Annotated in this window: 10 protein-coding genes and 3 tRNA genes; 9 read left to right on the top strand and 4 right to left on the bottom strand. The window is 63.0% G+C overall.

Annotated features, from left to right (window positions below; translation table 11 throughout):
* The first annotated feature begins 45 nt into the window (after nt 1-45).
* The 5 genes from J9885_RS08775 to yjjG all read left to right on the top strand — a co-directional run bounded on the left by J9885_RS08775 (nt 46) and on the right by yjjG (nt 2,804).
* Nucleotides 46-122 (top strand) — tRNA-Met (locus tag J9885_RS08775).
* A gap of 95 nt (nt 123-217) precedes the next feature.
* A tRNA-Met gene (locus J9885_RS08770) sits at nt 218-294 on the top strand.
* Nucleotides 295-389: 95 nt separating this feature from the next.
* A tRNA-Met gene (locus J9885_RS08765) sits at nt 390-466 on the top strand.
* A 143-nt stretch (nt 467-609) separates the two neighbouring features.
* Complete coding sequence (locus J9885_RS08760) at nt 610-2,094, top strand: leucyl aminopeptidase family protein (protein ID WP_210548878.1); 1,485 nt, start codon at nt 610-612, stop codon at nt 2,092-2,094.
* A gap of 29 nt (nt 2,095-2,123) precedes the next feature.
* Nucleotides 2,124-2,804 carry a pyrimidine 5'-nucleotidase gene (gene yjjG, locus J9885_RS08755; protein ID WP_210548876.1) on the top strand — a complete coding sequence of 227 codons (681 nt, stop codon included), beginning with the start codon at nt 2,124-2,126 and terminating at the stop codon, nt 2,802-2,804.
* A 76-nt stretch (nt 2,805-2,880) separates the two neighbouring features.
* Here the strand turns inward: yjjG and J9885_RS08750 are convergent, their stop codons facing one another.
* From J9885_RS08750 to elyC, 4 genes are all read right to left on the bottom strand, one after another.
* Entirely contained in the window at nt 2,881-4,137 is a 1,257-nt protein-coding gene (locus J9885_RS08750) for an amidohydrolase (RefSeq protein ID WP_210548874.1), read from the bottom strand.
* A 1,261-nt stretch (nt 4,138-5,398) separates the two neighbouring features.
* Complete coding sequence (gene pfkA / locus J9885_RS08745; protein WP_043760260.1) at nt 5,399-6,370, bottom strand: 6-phosphofructokinase; 972 nt, start codon at nt 6,368-6,370, stop codon at nt 5,399-5,401.
* Nucleotides 6,371-6,511: 141 nt separating this feature from the next.
* Entirely contained in the window at nt 6,512-7,267 is a 756-nt protein-coding gene (gene tpiA / locus J9885_RS08740; RefSeq protein WP_043760261.1) for a triose-phosphate isomerase, read from the bottom strand.
* 135 nt (nt 7,268-7,402) lie between these two features.
* Complete coding sequence (gene elyC, locus J9885_RS08735) at nt 7,403-8,188, bottom strand: envelope biogenesis factor ElyC (protein ID WP_210548872.1); 786 nt, start codon at nt 8,186-8,188, stop codon at nt 7,403-7,405.
* A 97-nt stretch (nt 8,189-8,285) separates the two neighbouring features.
* Here elyC and cmoM point away from each other — a divergent pair, with 97 nt between their 5' ends.
* The 4 genes from cmoM (at nt 8,286) to mukB (ending at nt 15,688) form a co-directional block, all read left to right on the top strand.
* Nucleotides 8,286-9,062, top strand: a complete 777-nt coding sequence (gene cmoM / locus J9885_RS08730; RefSeq protein ID WP_210548870.1) for a tRNA uridine 5-oxyacetic acid(34) methyltransferase CmoM — start codon at nt 8,286-8,288, stop codon at nt 9,060-9,062.
* Between the two features lie 115 nt (nt 9,063-9,177).
* Complete coding sequence (gene mukF / locus J9885_RS08725) at nt 9,178-10,497, top strand: chromosome partition protein MukF (protein WP_210548868.1); 1,320 nt, start codon at nt 9,178-9,180, stop codon at nt 10,495-10,497.
* The gene (gene mukE / locus J9885_RS08720) at nt 10,478-11,215 is read left to right on the top strand and encodes a chromosome partition protein MukE (RefSeq protein WP_210548866.1); all 738 of its coding nucleotides are present in this window, start codon (nt 10,478-10,480) and stop codon (nt 11,213-11,215) included. The genes mukF and mukE overlap by 20 nt, the downstream gene beginning before the upstream one ends.
* A gap of 45 nt (nt 11,216-11,260) precedes the next feature.
* Complete coding sequence (mukB, locus tag J9885_RS08715; RefSeq protein ID WP_210548864.1) at nt 11,261-15,688, top strand: chromosome partition protein MukB; 4,428 nt, start codon at nt 11,261-11,263, stop codon at nt 15,686-15,688.
* Nucleotides 15,689-15,772 lie beyond the last annotated feature (84 nt).

The raw sequence follows: 15,772 nt of genomic DNA, 5'->3' as shown, positions 1-15,772 counted from the left end.
CAAGGGACAACTGCTCTGTCTCTTGTGGTGGCAGTACAATTCGGACGCGGGGTGGAGCAGCTCGGTAGCTCGTCGGGCTCATAACCCGAAGGTCGTCGGTTCAAATCCGGCCCCCGCAACCAACTATTTGTGTCCATGGCAAGGCAACGCTTGGCGGTGGAGACGAAGACAACAAGGGACAACTGCTCTGTCTCTTGTGTTGGCAGTACAATTCGGACGCGGGGTGGAGCAGCTCGGTAGCTCGTCGGGCTCATAACCCGAAGGTCGTCGGTTCAAATCCGGCCCCCGCAACCAATTATTTGTGTCCATGGCAAGGCAAGTGTCTGCGGTGGAGACGAAGACAGCAAGGGGCAACTGCTCTGCTTCTTGTGGTGGCAATACAATTCGGACGCGGGGTGGAGCAGCTCGGTAGCTCGTCGGGCTCATAACCCGAAGGTCGTCGGTTCAAATCCGGCCCCCGCAACCAACTTCTCCTCTCTTTTCACTCGTTTTACCCCTTGTTCAGCACTCCTCAGCCTTGAATGCACACATTAATGTGTGTTTTTGCGATCTCTTGCGCCATTTGTTCGGTATCATCCTGGTTTCTGTTCATGGATGAGGCCGCTGCCCGTGATGCAACCTTTCAGCTATTCCCCCCCCAAGATAACCCTGCAGACCCGCACTCTCGACGAGGTGGTGGCAAGCCCTGTTCCCGTCAAGATCCTGCTCATCGCCGAGACCGCGCGGGATGCCCTGCTGGCACAGGCTCCCTTCGCCGGGGTGGCGGCCCAGATAGCCCTGGGTCAGAAGGGGCCCTACCGGCTGGCAGACGGCCAGGGGGTGCAGCTGGTGATCTTCGTCGATCCGGCGCCCGTGCTGGATCACCGTCTCTACAAGCAGGTGCGCACCTGGGTGGCTTCCCTTTCGGGGCTCAAGACGACGGAGCTGGCGCTGCACCTGGAAGGTTTCGATGACGCCAGCAGGGCGCGCCTGGGAGAGCTGGTGATCGCCGCCCTGCTGGCGGCCGATGTGCGACTACCGACCCAGAAGCGGGGGGAGGAGGAGGGCGCCGGCTACCAGAGCCTGCAGATCTCCCCGCCCTGGGATCTGGATCTGACCCGCCTGACGGCTGAGGCCGAGGGCAATGGCCTGGCCCGTCACCTGGCTGTGCTGCCTGCCTCCGAGCTCAATGCCCAAGGTTACCGGGCCTTTGTGCGACAGCTGGCACAGGAGCAGGGTTGGCAGTGGCAGGAGTTCGACGAGACCACCCTTGCCGAGCAGGGGGCCGGCGCCTTCCTGGCGGTGGCCAGAGGCTCGGCGGATGGCCAGGCCGCCATCGTCAGACTCAGCTACTGTCCAGCCAATCCGGTGCGCCGCGTCGCGCTGGTGGGCAAGGGGATCTGCCACGACTCCGGTGGCTACAACCTGAAAGTCGGCGGCAGCATGTATGGCATGCACCTGGATATGGGGGGCAGCGCGGTGGCGCTCGGTACGCTCCATGCCATCAGCCGGGCCAGATTGCCCTATGAGGTAGACTGCTGGCTCGCCATCGCCGAGAACCACATAGGCCCGCTGGCCTACCGGCCCGGGGAGGTGGTGACCGCCCTCAATGGCACCACCATCGAAGTGGTGGACACCGACGCCGAGGGGCGCATGGTGCTGGCGGATGCCCTGACTCTGGCGGCGCAGGGGGAGCCGGATCTGCTGATCGACTACGCCACCCTGACCGGCGCCTGCAAGCGGGCGCTCGGCAGCCGCTACAGCGGCGCCTTCACCAACCGCCCCGAGTGGCTGGGCGAGCTGATCAGCCTGGGTCAGCAGAGCGGCGAGCGGGTCTGGCCCTTCCCGCTGGACGAGGATTACGACGACAACCTCGATAGCGAGTGGGCCGATCTGTTACAGTGCGCGCCGGGGAGCTCGCCGGATCACATCGATGCCGCCCGCTTCCTCAGCCGCTTCGTGCCTGCCGCCACGCCCTGGCTGCACCTGGATCTGAGCGGTTTTCGCAACAAGGGGGGCAACGGGGTGGTCGGCAGCGAGGTGACCGGATTTGGTGTCAGGCTGTCGCTGACCCTGCTCGCCAGCCCCCTGGGCATGAGCGAGCCAGACGCCTGATAAACCCCTGAGAATCAATAAGGACAAGCGTGAAACAAGCAAGCTATGACTGGGTGCTGTTCGATCTGGACGAAACCCTGCTCGATTTCCCGGTCGCCCAGGCCCTGGAGCGGACTCTGCAGATCTACGGCGTGGTGCCGACACCGCCCAGGATGGCGGAGTACCATGCCCTGAACCAGCGGTTGTGGCAGCAGTACAACTCGGGCGAAATCGACGCTACCCACCTGCAGCAGACCCGTTTCTCCCTGTTTGCGGAGCAGGTGGCGGCGTCCCCCATGGCGATGAACGACACCTTCCTGCAGCAGATCATCGCCCTGAGCGTCCCGCTGGAGGGGGTGGAAGAGACCCTGCAGGCCCTGAAGGGCCGGGTCAGGATGGGGATCATCACCAACGGCTTCAGCGTGCCCCAGCGGGGGCGCCTGGACAAACTGGGGTGGCATGCGTGGTTTGAGCCCCTCGTTATCTCCGACGAGGTGCAAGTGACCAAGCCGGCGGCGGCCATCTTCCAGCACGCGCTGGATCTGATGGGGCAGCCGAGCCCGGCGCGGGTGCTGATGGTGGGGGACAACCCCAAGACCGACATCGCCGGTGCCGCGGCCCAAGGGCTCGCCACCTGCTGGTACAACCCGTCCCGGGAGGCGGGGCCCTGCGAGGCGACCCACGAGATCCACCACTTCGCCCACCTCTCGGAGATCGTGCTGGGCGCCTGAGTTCAGCCAGGCGCACGCAGAGACAGGCAGAAACAAAAAGGCAGCCCTTGGGCTGCCTTTTTTCATGGGACGCCCATCAGCGACCGAGACGGCGGAGCAGCCAGGCCTCCAGCAGCGCCACACCGGGGGCGAGCACGGACTCGTCGAAGTCGAACTCCGGGTGATGGTGGGGGGCCGCCAGGTTGGCACCCAGGATGAGGTAGGCAGCCTGGCCCCCGCTCTGCTGCACCCGCTCGATGAGAAAGCCCGCGTCCTCGCTGGCACCGAAGCGGCGGCTATGGATGGTCTCGAGCGCTATCCCCTGTGCGAGGGGCACGAGCTCCTCGATGAGGGCCGGGCTGTTCTCGATACCGATGGCTTCCCCCTGCTTGCGGATGAGGTAGGTGGCACCCTGCATCAGGGCGGCCCCTTCCACTATCTGCTGCACCTGGTTGAACATGTAGTCATTCAACGCTGGTGTGGCGCCACGGGTCTCTCCCATGAGCCGGGCGTGGCCGGGGATGACATTGCGGCCGCTGCCGCCATGGAGCTGGCCCACGTTGATGCGGGTCATGCCGTCGCGGTGGCGGGGGATGCCGAGCATGGCCGTAGTGGCCATGCAGGCCGCCGCCAGGGCATTGTGGCCCGCGTTGGGCTCGAGCCCGGCATGGGCGGCTTGCCCCATAAACTCCACGTCAAACTTGGTGGAGCAGAGAAACTCGGTGGGGTTGACCACCAGCTCGCCACTGTTGGCGTGAATGCCGATGTGCAGCGCCAGCAGGGCGTCCACGTCATCGAGCTGACCGCCGGCCGCCAGTGCCTTGCCGCCGCGGCATCCCTCTTCGGCGGGTTGGAAGAAGAGCTTGATACGGCCGGTGAGTTTATCCCCCAGGGCGGCGATCCGCTCGGCCAGCACCAGCCCGATGGCGGTATGGCCGTCATGGGCACAGGCATGCATCCAGCCCGGGTTGGTAGAGTGCCACCCCTCCTGGCTGGGCAGGTGGGCTGCCTCTTCACTCTCTTGCACCTCCACCGCGTCGATGTCGAAGCGAAACGCCAGGGTGGGGCCGGGACGACCGCTGTCCCACAGGCCCATCACCCCGGTGAGCTCGTCGATGCGCGCCAGCCAGTCGGGGTGGGCACCCTGGCGCAGGGCGCGCTTCTTCTCGGCGGCAAGGTCTATCTCCCGCCCCATGATGAGGTTGCTGGCGAGCAGTTGATCCCCGAGCATGACGGAGAAACCGAGTTCATTGAGGTGGTGGGCGATGAGGGTGCTGGTGCGAAACTCGCACCAGGCGGCTTCGGGGAGACGGTGAAGGTCGCGGCGCCAGTGGCGCAAGGCATCCTGAGTCATGGTCATTCCTGCGTGGCAAATCCAGGGGACATTGTGACGGTCAGGGGGGCAAGAGTAAATCCCGTGCCGCTGGATGCGACAAGGGGAGCACTCAGGCTCCCCTTGCAATCATGGCGAACAGGCCAGTCAGGACGTTAATTGCTCACCAGTGCCGGATAATCCAGCTTTCCCGTCGTATTTCGTCACACCGCCTCAAAAGGGCGTGTTGGTGCGTCATTTATCACCGCGCAGACGGTGATAATGATGGGGCCTGGGTGTCAGCTGACTGATTGACCGGCTTACAGCTGTGCCAGTGAAGGCAGAGAGACGGCAACCAGGGTGAAGAACACGGTAAAAACGGCGGTAACAACGAACTCTTTCATGATTTTGTCTCCCTTGGTTGACTGTTGATGGGTCCAAGATACCACAATGACTCGATAAAACAATGGAAAATGCATTTATATAAAGAAAATGGCACATCTTGATGATAAAGCCATGTTTTTGCATCTTTGTGTCCGTTTTATCGCCAAGCTCTGGTGATGGCTTGTGTTTATGCTCTCAATCTTTATTTTTTGTATTTTATTTCAATAGGTTAATGATTGAATATTGATGTCTCATATGTGGCTTTGAATGACGCTCATCCTGTTTTTATCAGTTTTGTGGCAGAAAAATGCTCCCTGGTACGCCGGTAAGTGTCGTCAGGATGGGGTTGGTTGGCTGGGCGCGTCATGTTTTGCCTCCTGTCATGTTATTTCCCCCTATATGGAAAAAATCCAGTCAGGGCAGCGGTTTCTGGCCATGCACCCTGGGTGCTGTTCTCAATTAACCGGCAAAAAGTGGCGATAAGGCGTCGATAAATGGGGGCTCATCCGTGATCCTGGTCAGATAATGTTCGCGTATTTCCCGGTGCGGCGAAGAAGCACTGCCTATCTGGGATCTGCTGAGTGCGAGCTGGCTTCCTTAAAAAGGCCTGGGAAGAAAATGAGCCGAGCTCAGGGAGACGGGTGTGGAGAGCGCCGCAGGCCTTGCACCAAGCTGGCGGGGTTGATGGCACCGATCAGGTGAGGAAACACACCCAGAGAGGGAAGGGACTGGGGTAACGCACCCAGGGGATAAGGGAAGGGTTGCCAGGACGCTTCTTTATGCTTTGGAAGGGCAGGTGAAGAGGCCATGCGGGGAGAGTGCTCATCGCGGGCGAGGGCAGCGCAGACATAAAAAAACCCTCCGGAGGAGGGTTTTGTCACACAACCTGATTAGCACCGCTCGCAACGGGAGCGAAGGCTTAGAACAGGGTGGTGGAGAGATCGTACAGCTCCTGGTTGAACGGGCGCTTGAGGTTCTCGATGCAGTCGATGATGTCGTGGTGCACCATCTCGTTGCCCTGGATACCGACGCAGCGGCCACCCTGGCCGGCCAGCAGCTGCTCGACGGCGAAGGCACCCATGCGGCTGGACATGATGCGGTCACGGGCAGTCGGGGCACCGCCACGCTGGATGTGGCCCAGGATGGTGGCGCGGGTTTCGCGGCCGGTCATGGCTTCGATGTCTTTCGCCAGGGCGTTGACGTCGGTGACGTGCTCGCAGATGGTGATGATGGCGTGCTTCTTGCCCTTGGTCTCGCCTTCCTTGATCTGTTGCAGCAGCTTCTCCTTGTCGAAGGCCACTTCCGGCACGATCACGTACTCGGCGCCACCGGCAACCGCGGCAGACATGGCCAGATCGCCGCAGTGACGGCCCATGATCTCGACCACGGAGATGCGGTGGTGGGAGCTGCAGGTGTCGCGCAGACGGTCGATGGCGTCGACAACCACGTTCAGAGCGGTATCAAAGCCGATGGTGAAGTCGGTACCGGCGATGTCGTTGTCGATGGTGCCCGGCAGGCCGATGCAGGGGAAACCTTCCTCGGTCAGCTTCTTGGCACCCATGTAGGAGCCGTCACCGCCGATGACCACCAGGGCGTCGATGCCGTGCTTCTTCAGGTTCTCGACCGCCTCGGCACGGACTTTCGGGTCCTTGAAGGCGGGGAAGCGGGCGGAGCCCAGGAAGGTGCCGCCGCGGTTCACCACGTCGGAGACGCTGTGGCGCTCGAGCTTGACGATCCTGTCCTGATGCAGACCGAGGTAGCCATCATAGATGCCGTAGACTTCCAGGCCATGATGCAGACCGGCGCGTACCACGGCGCGGATGGCTGCGTTCATACCCGGTGCGTCACCACCACTGGTCAAAACACCAATACGTTTGATTTGTTTGGTCATGAGTGCCTCTGGATCTGAGTTGTCGAAAATCTATATCTGAAAAATACGGCGAGCCCGCTTTTACTATATCGGCTTTCCTATGGCGAAGGGTCCATAGGAAAGCGATATGAAGAGAGGGGCAAGCCCCTCTCTTCTGGCCGCTTACTTGGCGGCGCCAGCGATGATCTGGGAGAAGTCGTCCACTTTCAGGGACGCACCGCCCACCAGGCCGCCGTCGATGTCCGGCTGACCGAACAGGTCGGCTGCGGTGGCGCCGGTCACGGAGCCGCCGTACAGGATCTGTACCTTGGCTGCCACGTCTGCGTCAAAGCCGGCCAGGTACTGGCGGATGTGAGCGTGCACGGCCTGGGCGATTTCCGGGGTGGCAGTCTTGCCGGTGCCGATGGCCCAGACCGGCTCGTAGGCAATGACGGCGTTGCTGAAGGAGGCGATGCCACAGCGGTCGATGACGGCTTTCAGCTGGGTCTCGACGACCTGGTTGGTGGTACCGGCTTCGAACTGGGCCAGGGTCTCACCGATGCACAGAACAGGGACCAGGCCGCCCTTCTGGATGGCTTCGTACTTGGCAGCCACCACGTCGTCGGTCTCTGCGTGCAGGGTACGGCGCTCGCTGTGGCCGACCAGGGAGTAGGTGCAACCGAAGGCTTTCAGCATGGAGGGGGCGTTCTCGCCGGTGAAGGCGCCGGACTCGTGAACGTCGGCGTTCTGGGCACCGTAGGCGATCTTGCTGCCGGCGGTCAGCTGTTCAACCAGACCCAAAAAGATAACAGGCGGGCAGACGGCGACTTGCACGGAAGGATGAGCGGCAGCTGCCGGGGTCAGTCCTTTGATCAGAGCTTCCACGGAAGCCTTGGTGCCGTTCAGTTTCCAGTTACCCATTACCAGGTGCTGTCTCATCTTCTATATCTCCTAGGCATTTGATTGCGCAACATTATATGAATTGAACCGAGCCCAAGATAGCTGACCCGGCGGCAAATGACGTAATTTTTTTTCGCTTTCCTGATCCAAATCAGGAATGAAAGGCGCGATTGCTCACTCGGTGACCTGCCCCCGCAAACGGGCCCACCATACCCCAATCCACTCGTGAATGGCAGCCTCGGAATACATCAGATAGCGCCCCTTGGGGAGGTAGGTATAGAGGGGTTGCGGCACCTGACTCTGCTTGGCGGTGTAATCGGTGGGGGCCGGCACCGTATCGAGTCCCTGACCGCGATAGAGGGCCATGGCGCGAGGCAGATGGGTGGCCGAGCTCACCAGGGCCACCCGCTTGCCCTTGAGGTGGCGGGCTATGCTGACCGCCTCGTCATGGGTGTCTTTGTTGTTTTCAAACAACGTCATCCGGGGGCGCGGGATGCCGAGCGTCTCGGCCATGCGGGCGTTGACCTTGGCGTTCGACAGGGGATCGCCCGCCACGGCGCCTGAGAAGATGAGCTCCGCTTGCGGATAGGCCTGGGCGAGGCGCACTCCCTCAAGGGTTCGGGCCAGGGAGATGTTGTTCTGCCAGCTGATCATGGGCACGGCGGGATCGCTCACATGGCCGTTGCCGAGCACGACGATGGCGTCGATCTGGGGATGCTGGCTCACCTCGAAGGGGGGATAGGTCTGCTCGAGCCCACGGGCCAGCTCATAACTCACCGGGCGCATGCCCATCAGGGCAACGATCACAAGCGACAGGGTCGCCAGCAGCTTGCCGGTTTTCTGGAAACGGGTGAACCAGAGCAGCCCGATCGCCAGCAGCAATAAGGAGAGGGAGAAGGGGAGCGGCATCAGCAGCTGGCCCAGCCATTTCTTGAGGACAAAGAGGTTGAACTCGAACACGGCAGCGACGTCCTTGAGTTTTCAGCAAATTCGGGATGTGACAGAATACCCCTCTTTTTGGTCTGGCCCAATCCTGCGGCCAAGAGTTGAGTGTGTCTTGAAGCAAGATCAGAGTTTTGACGGGCGTGCGGACAAGTTCGCACGCAACATCTACGACTCCACCAAGGGGTGCATCCGCACGACCGTGGTGTGGAGCGACATCGAGGCCTGCCTGGCACGCCTGGGCAATCGGCCCCTGCGCATCCTGGATGCGGGGGGCGGCTTTGGCTACTTCGCCCAGAAGCTGGCGGCCATGGGCCATCAGGTGGAGCTGTGCGATCTTTCGGCGGAGATGCTGGCCCTGGCCCGCACCCAGATCGCCGAGAAGGGGCTGGAAGACAGAATTCGTCTCATCCATTGCCCCATTCAGGATCTTAAAGCACACGTGACCGGTACCTTCGATCTGGTGCTCTGCCATGCGGTGCTGGAGTGGCTCGCCGAGCCGCGCCAGACCTTGCTGGGTCTGTTCCCTTTCGTCAAGGCTGGGGGCATACTGTCGCTGCTTTTCTACAATCGTCACGGCCTCCTGTTCCAGAGCCTGGTGGTGGGCAATTTCGATTATGTGCGCCTGGGCCTTCGCAAGAAGCGCCAGACTGCCCTGACCCCCACCAATCCCCAGATCCCCGAGCAGGTCTATGACTGGATAGGCAGGGGAGGCTTGCGGATCATCGGCAAGACCGGGGTGCGGGTCATCCACGACTACATGCGCCACAAGCAGGATCAGGTCGAGAAGTTCGACGATCTGCTGGCCATGGAGCAGCAATATTGCCGCCAGGAACCCTTTGTCTCCCTGGGTCGCTATATCCATGTGATGGCCCAGAAACCGGCCGGTTGAGACACACCGGCCTGAATACGATGCGGGATCCAGCCGCCGGGGCGCCACCGACCCCGGCCTATATCACCACGGCGGGCGAGTGACCCGCCGGCTATAACAACGAGATGATAACGTCATGATGAGTACATCCCGTACCCTGCCAGAGACGGTGGGATGGGTCAGACAGGAGGGGTTGTCCCTGAACCTCCCCACCGACCGGCTGGCCTTTCTGATCGCGATCAAGACCCTGTCCGAGGACGAGTCTGATCTCTCGGAGGCCGCGCTGCACGATGCCTTCGGCTATGTGAGCAGCGCCTTCGGCCAGATGGACGAGACCCTCACCGGTCGCGCCAACAACGCCATCAACGATCTCATTCGCCAGCAGCTGCTGTCGCGCTTCACCACCGACATGGTGGCGGGGGAGAGCCTCTACCGCCTGTCGCGCCTTGGCATGAGCATCGTCGACTTCTTCCTGGAGAGCCGTCAGGTGGACTCCATCAAGCTCTCCATCCTGCTCGAGCACCTGGCCGCCGAGCTCGACACCGCCCGCAAGGCCGCGCTCGAGACCAATACCCGGGAGCAGTGGGATGCCGAGGTGCTGCCTCGTCTCACCTTCTCCCTGGAGGAGACGCTCGGGCGCATCGATCTCACCCAGCGCGCCATGGATGAGCAGCAGAACCAGGTGAAGGGCGAGATCGCGGCCCTGCTGACCCAGAACTGGGTCGACGCCATCCACAGCTGCGAGAAGCTCCTGCACGAGACCGGCCAGACCCTGCGCGAGCTGCAGGACACCCTGGATGCCGCCGGCCACCGCCTGCAGGCGGGCCTGCTCAACATCCAGGAAGCCGCCCAGGGGCGGGACGACTTGTTCCACGTCGAGGAGCTGACTCACGCCCTGCAGGGGCGGCTTGACGTCATCACCGCCTGGGGCCAGCAGTGCATCGAGCTCTGGTCCCGCTACGACAGACACGTCCACAAGTTCATCCGCAACGCCATCGACATGGACAAGAACCGCGCCTTCAGCCAGCGGCTGCGGGAATCCATCCGCAACTTCGAGCAGCACAACTGGCTGCTGAGAGTGGCCGAGGAGCCGCGTCTGCTGGAGCTGCGGGACGAGACCATCGCCATCCACGACGAAGAGGTCACCGGCGAGGTGCCGCTGGAGATGGAGTACGTGGAGATGGTGGACATCAATCAGGAGCTGGCCGAGCGTATCGAGCGCTACCTGGCCCGCTACCCCGAGCAGGGCCATCAGCTGGATCTCGCCGACGTGCTGCGGGAATACCTGCTGGACTACCCGGCCCACGCCCATTTCGACGTGGCGCGCCTCCTGATCGATCAGGCCGTGCGTCTCGGCCATGCCAGCGGTGAGCGCGAGCATCACCGTCAGCCCGCATGGAAACCCATTAACCAAGCTGGATCCAAGGTTCAGGCCTATGTCATCGATCAATACTGAGTTTCCCTTGCCCCTGCGGCTCGCAGAGGCCATCGCCAACCCCTTGTTTCCGCGCATCGACACCGCCTTGCGCTCCGGTCGTCACATCAGTGCCGACGAGTTCGAGCAGCACTCCGCCCTGGTGGAGTACCACGGCGAGCTGGAGATCTTCTACGGCCGTTATCAGGTCGAGCTCATCAAGGCGCCGGAAGGCTTCTTCTATCTGCGTCCGCGCCCGAGTGCCGACATCGGAACAACAGTGCTCTCCGAGCTCGATATGCTGGTGGGCAAGGTGCTCTGCTACCTGTTCCTGAGCCCGGACAGGCTCGCCTCGGAAGGGGTCTTCTCCATGACCGAGCTGCAAGAAGAGGTGCTGGGTCTGGCGGACGAGAAACAGCTGCTGCGCATGGTCAACAGCCGCTCCGGTGGCACCGATCTGGACAAGAAGAAGCTCCTCGAGAAGATCCGCACCTCCATGCGTCGCCTCAAGCGCCTCGGGATGATCACCGCCCTTGGCAACAGCGACAAGTTCCGGGTCAACGAGTCCGTGTTCCGCTTCGCCGCCGACGTGCGCTCCGACGAGGATCCCCGCGCGGTGCAGCTGCGAATGATCCAGGAGGGGGAGGCCATCTTCCACGACGACGAGATGCCGAGCAGCGATTCCCTGTTCGAGGACATCGAAGGGGATCTGGACGAAGAGCAGCTTGAGCTGGAGGTCGAAGATGATCTGCGAGACTAATTTTCTGGCACAGATGGAGACGAGAGTCCTGATGGAGAGTGCGGCGTGAGAGGTAAATTCAAATCCCTGACCATGGTCAACTGGAACGGCTTCTTCGCCCGGACCTTCGATCTCGACCAGCTGGTGACCACCTTGTCCGGCGGCAACGGCGCAGGCAAGTCCACCACCATGGCGGCCTTCATCGCGGCCCTTATTCCCGATCAGTCCCTGCTCCACTTCCGTAACACCACGGAGGCGGGCTCATCCAGCGCGTCCCGCGACAAGGGGCTCTACGGCAAGCTGCAGCGCGGCCACTGCTACTCTGTGCTCGAGGTGATGAACAGCCGCGAGCAGCGGATCTGGGTCGGCGTGCACCTGGAGCAGGTGGCGAACCGCGACAACAAGGTGAACATCACCCCGTTCGCCCTGGTGGACGTGCCCGAGCACCTGGCGCCCACCGATCTGCTGCTGGAGAAGCTCGACGACGGCAAGGGGCGGGTGCGTGCCTTCGCCGATCTGAAAGGGGCGGCGGCGGAGCTCGGCGCCATCAAGGTCGCCAAGTTCAATACGGTGACCGATTATCACAACTTCATGTTCGAGTTCGGCATCACGCCGAAGAAGCTGCGTGATCAGAAGGATCGCGGCAAATTCTACCGGCTGATCGAGGCCTCCCTCTACGGCGGCATCTCCTCGTCCATCAGCCGCTCCCTGCGGGAATACCTGCTGCCGGAGAACTCTGGCGTGCGCAAGGCGTTCCAGGACATGGAGGCGGCCATCTACGAGAACCGCCGCACCCTGGAGGCGATCAAGGAGACCCAGGGTCAGCGGGATCTGTTCAAGAACCTGATCACCGAGACCACCCATTACGTGGCCGCGGAGTATGTGCGGGGCGCCGCCGAGAAGAGCCGGCTCTCCGAGCTGGCCCTGAAGGCCCGTGCCGAGCTTGCGGGCAAACGCCGCCTGCTCGCCGAAGAGAAGCAGCGCGCCATCTATCTGGCGGACGAGGTGGATCAGCTCACCAACCGCGAGAAGCTCCTGACCGACGAGCTGGAGTCCGCCGCCGAGCACCTGGCCAAGGTGATGGCGGCCGTCAACCTGCAGAAGAAGATCGAGATGTACCGCGCCGATCTCGCGGAGCTGGTGGACAAGCTCGAGCAGCAGCAGGCGGTGGTGGAAGAGATCCACGGCCAGTTGCTGGAAGTGGAAGAGCGCAAGGAGCTGGCCCAGGCAGAGGTGGACAGCCTCAAGACCCAGCTCGCCGACTACCAGCAGGCGCTGGATATCCAGCAGACCCGCGCCATCCAGTACCGCCAGGCGGTGCAGGCCCTGGAAAACGCCCGCGAGCAGTGCGAACTGCCGGGGCTCGGCGCCGAGCAGGCGAGCGACACCCTGCACCAGTTCCGCGCCGCCGAGCAGAGCCTGACCCGTCAGGTGCTGGCCGCCGAGCAGCAGCTGGCGCTCGCCAAGGCGGCGGTGGCCGAACACGAAGCGGCCCTGGCGCTGCTTTTGAGCATTGCCCCCGAGACCGCCCGTGAGGCTGCCTGGCCCCAAGCCCAAGCCCTGCTCAAGCGCCATATCGAGGACAAGGCCCGCATTGCCCAGGGGCAGGGTCTGCGTACCGCCCTGGCCCGCCTCGAGAAGGAGAGCGAAAGCCAGAAGACCCTCTTGCGGCTGCGAGACGAGCTGGCCCAGGCGTCTGGTCAGCACATTGCCAGCCAGGACGAGCTGGAGATCTTCCTCGAAGCCCAGCGCACCCGTCAGGAGGAGCTCGCCGAGCAGCAGGCGGAGGCCAATCAGCGCCGCGCCAGCCTCGAGCATCAGGGCACTCAGCTGGGTCGCGATATCGCGGAGCTGACCAAGCTCGCCCCGCGCTGGCTCAAATCCTTTGAAAAACTCGAGCAACTGCGCGAGCAGAGTGGCTTGGCCTTGGCCACCGCCGAAGAACTCTCTTCCGGCATGCAGAGCGTGCTCGACAAGGAGCGGGAGTTCGAGCAGGAGAGCAACCGCATCCAGAGCCAGAAACAGGCGCTGGAGCTGCAAATTCGCAACCTGCAGCTGGGGGCCGGCGAGGCCGATCCGCGCCTTGCCCGCATCGCCGAGCAGGTGGGGGGCGTGCTGCTCTCCGACGTCTACGACGACATCTCCATCGACGATGCCCCTTACTACTCCGCGCTCTACGGCCCGGCTCGCAGCGCCCTGGTGGTGCTCGACCTGGAAGGCGCCATCGAGCGGCTGAAAAAGCTGGAAGATTGCCCGGAGGACATCTACCTCATCCAGGGTAACCCCGACTCCTTTGACGAGGATCTGGTGGAGGCGGACGAGCTGGGGGACGCCGTGCTGGTGCGCACCAGCAAGCGTCAGGTGCGCTTCTCCCGCTACCCCGAGCTGCCGCTCTTTGGCCGTGCCGCCCGGGAAAAACGCATCGAGCAGCTCGATCTTGAGCGGGAAAACCTCATCGAGGGCTACGCCAAAGCCGCCTTCGAGCAACAGAAGTACCACCGCCTCTACGGTCACTTCCGCGACTTTATCGGTGCCCACCTGGATATCGCGTTCAGGCCGGATCCGGAAGCCGAGGTGCAGGCCAAGCAGGCCGAGCAGCGCAAGCTGCAAGAAACTATCGGCGAGTGCGACAAGCAGCTGGCCGAGGCCAAGGCGGCCATGGCCCAGCTGACCCGCCATATCCAGCTGGTGCAGGGGATGCTGCCCTTCGCCCACCTGTTTGCCGAGACAGAGCTGGCGGCCCGCCTCGAGGCGGCCCACGCCGATGTGGAGGCCCTTAAAACAGCCGAAGCCTTTGTCGCCAAGCACGGCAAGGCCCTCGAGAAACTCGAGACCCTGGTGCAGGTGCTGCGCCAGGATCCCCAGGATCTCGCCGCCCTGCAGGCCACCTTTGACGAGAGCAGCGAATTGCTGGCGGAGCAGAAGCGCCGTTGCTACGCCCTCGATCAGCTGGTGGCCCGCCTGCCGCACTTTGCCTATCAGGATGCGCAGGACCTGCTCGGCAAGGCCTCCGAGATGAGCGAGCGCCTGAAAGAGAAGCTCAAGGCGGCGGAACTGGCCGCCCGCACCGCCGGCGAGCAGCACAAGCTGATCGCCTTGCGCCACACCGAGGCGCTGCAGCTGCGCACCGCGCTGGATTCCAGCGCCGCGGCCAAGGGGCAGACCCTGGCGGAGTTCGAGCAGGAGCTGGGGGCCATGGGGCTCTCCCTGTCGGATGACATGGAAGAGAAGGCCCGCGCCCACAAGAAAGAGATCGAGGAGCTGCTCATCCGCACCCGGACCCGTCGCACCAGCGCCGAGGCCCAGCTGCAGGTGTGCAAACGCGAGATCGAATCCCTCGGGGGTCGTCTCAAGCTCGAAGGGAAGGATTACTACGGCGCTCGCAAATCCCTGGTGGGCCACAAGGCGAGCTGGTCGCGGGTGGTGCGCCTGGCGCGGGAGACCGACGTCGAGAAGCGCCTCAACAAGCGCGAGCTGGCGTACCTCGACAGCGACGAGCTGCGCTCCATGTCGGACAAGGCCCTCGGCGCCCTGCGGGTGGCAGTGGCCCACGACGAGGCCCTGCGCGATGCGCTGCGTCTGTCGGAAGGCAACCGCAACACCGAACAGAAGGTCGCCTTCTACGTGCAGGTCTACCGTTACCTCAAAGATCGCATCCGCAACGACATCATCCGCTCGGACGATCCGGTGGAGGCCATCGAGGAGATGGAGATCGAGCTGGCCCGTCTGGCCGATGAGCTCAAGCAGCGGGAGAATCACCTGTCTCTCTCCTCCCACGAGGTGGCGGCCAAGATCACCAACATCATCCGCCGGGAGCAAAACCGCATCCGGGTGCTGAACCAGGGGCTGCAGAACATCGCCTTCGGCCTGGTGCGCGGGGTGCGCCTCAACGTGAATATCCGCGAGGCCCACACTCGCCTCCTGACGGCGCTCGCGGATCAGAGCGCCATGCACAACGATCTGTTCGCCGACAAGGAGCTCAGCTTCTCCGAGGCCATGGCCAAGCTGTTCCAGCGTCTGAACCCGCAGGTGGAGCAGGGGGAGCGCAACTACCAGGTGATGGGGGACGTGCTGCTGGACTATCGCAACTACCTGGAGCTGGAGATCGAGGTGCAGCGCGGGGCCGATGGCTGGCTGCGTGCCGAGAGCGGCGCCCTCTCCACCGGCGAGGCGATCGGCACCGGTCAGGCCATCCTGCTGATGGTGCTGATCAGCTGGGAGGAGGAGTCCCGCCGCCTGCGCGGCAAGGACATCGCCCCCTGCCGCTTGTTGTTCCTGGACGAGGCGGCGCGCCTGGATGGCAAGTCCATCGCCACCCTGTTCGAGCTGTGCGAGCGCCAGGATATGCAGCTCTTGATCGCGGCGCCCGAGAACATCAGCCCCGAGAAGGGCACCACCTACAAGCTCATCCGCAAGGTGCAGGGCAAGCACGAACACGTGCACGTGGTAGGTCTGCGGGGCTTCGGCTTCGCCGATGACAAGCTGATCGCCTGAGGTCGCATCACCTGACACAGGCTGACGGAGCGATAACCAAAACGGGAGGCACAGGCCTCCCGTTTTCTATGGGAAAGTGAGAGA

Origin of the sequence: Aeromonas sp. SrichE-2G, from assembly GCF_017939565.1 — a bacterium.
GTDB lineage: Bacteria > Pseudomonadota > Gammaproteobacteria > Enterobacterales > Aeromonadaceae > Aeromonas > Aeromonas taiwanensis.
Note: the sequence above shows the minus strand (reverse complement) of the source record. Positions and strands in the feature narration are given on the sequence as shown.